Below are 1,481 nucleotides of genomic sequence, written 5' to 3' on the forward strand. Positions count from 1 at the left end.
TTACCGAGAACTGGATCGGCGCTCACGAACGCCAAGATGAGACCGTGAGAAAGGCGCAAGAACTCGGCACTCTCGAGTTAACAAGAGTAGCAAGTATGTCCAGGGCCACCTTATTACGGGATTCAAGATTACCGCGGACGGCAATACAATGATGTAACGGGGCAGCGCCGAGCTCGTTGCGCGTTCGAAGATAGCAAAACGCCCCTCAGACTTCGGTCCCGAGGGGCGTTTATTACTATAGCGCTCGATTTACAGCGCGGCGTCCTTCAGTTTCTTCAGAGGCCGCACTTTCAGACGCACGGATGCCGGTTTCGCGGCGAACCACTTGTCCTCGCCGGTAAACGGGTCCTTCCCGAAGCGCTTTTTCTTGGCGGGTACGTCTTGCGCCACCACCTTCAAAAGACCCGGCAGCGTGAACTCCTTGGCGCCTTTCTTGTGAACTGATGCGAGCACCGTCTCTTCGAGTGCCGCCATCAACGCCTTCGCGGCCTTAGGTTCAACGCCAGCACGCTCGGCGAGATGTACGGTGAGCGATGCCTTCGTGAACGAGCCCTTGATGGGTTTCAACGGCGCAGCAGCAGCCACCGTTTTCTTCGTGGCAGGTGCCGCGGCCTTCTTAACCTGAGGTGCCTTCGCCTTCTTCGCAACAGGGGTAGTAGCCGTTTTAGGTGCCTTTACAGTGTTTGTTGCACTTGCTTTTGCCATGTGTTCCTCGTCTATGACCAAAGATTGGCCCGAGACTCTTGCCTTTGAATAGTCATCGACATACGCAAAGGTGCAATTCCTCGAGCTGCCGATAGCCTATCAATGCGAACGCGAATACGCAACGGCACGAGGCCCGAAAACAAAGGGTTTGTGGGTAGAACAAGGCGAAAATGACGACCTGTACGCGGCCTCAGGACGTAACGCCCGGTCAAACCACTGTTATGCAGGGTTGTCGCAACAGGCGTAGAGATGCCGAGGCTGTTGCGCCGCCCGATCTTCGTCGCAGTTATTAGTTCGTGTAGCGGCCGACGGATTCGTCGTGATCGTAGCCCACGTTGCCCCTGGGCAACTCGACGGTGCGATAGAGCTCGGCCGCGCTCGCCGCTGATGCTCTGATAGCGTCGACCAGAGATTGAACAGGAATCGGCGATGATGCAAGACAGTATTTTTGTACCGGCTCGGATTGTCTGGACACGGGTTTGCAACTCAGGCGGCCTCTTTCATGGTGGCTGCGTGACGGGCTTCATGGGGTGACATAAAGCCCAGTTTTTCGAGACGCCAATGACGGTTGTAACGATCTTTGAACTCGACGGCCGCGGCCCGAACTTCCTCCAGGTTCCTGAAGATGCGACCGTGAATGGCTTGTTCCTTCAGCGTCCGGTTGAAGCGCTCAGCGACGCCATTCGTTTGCGGTTCGGCGACGAAGGCGAAGCTCGGCGTGACGCCCCAGAACCTGACCTGGTTGAGGAAGTCATCGGCCGTGTACTGCGAACCGT

Annotated in this window: 2 protein-coding genes; both read right to left on the bottom strand. The window is 56.7% G+C overall.

Going from position 1 to position 1,481, the window contains the following annotated elements:
* Positions 1-249 precede the first annotated feature (249 nt).
* The gene (locus tag AWB81_RS42855) at positions 250-705 is read right to left on the bottom strand and encodes an HU family DNA-binding protein (protein ID WP_062644633.1); all 456 of its coding nucleotides are present in this window, start codon (positions 703-705) and stop codon (positions 250-252) included.
* A gap of 486 nt (positions 706-1,191) precedes the next feature.
* A partial coding sequence (locus AWB81_RS42860; RefSeq protein WP_144444389.1) for an integrase core domain-containing protein occupies positions 1,192-1,481 on the bottom strand: 290 nt, incomplete at its 5' end.

The organism is Caballeronia arationis, from assembly GCF_001544975.2.
Taxonomy (GTDB): Bacteria; Pseudomonadota; Gammaproteobacteria; order Burkholderiales; family Burkholderiaceae; genus Caballeronia; species Caballeronia arationis.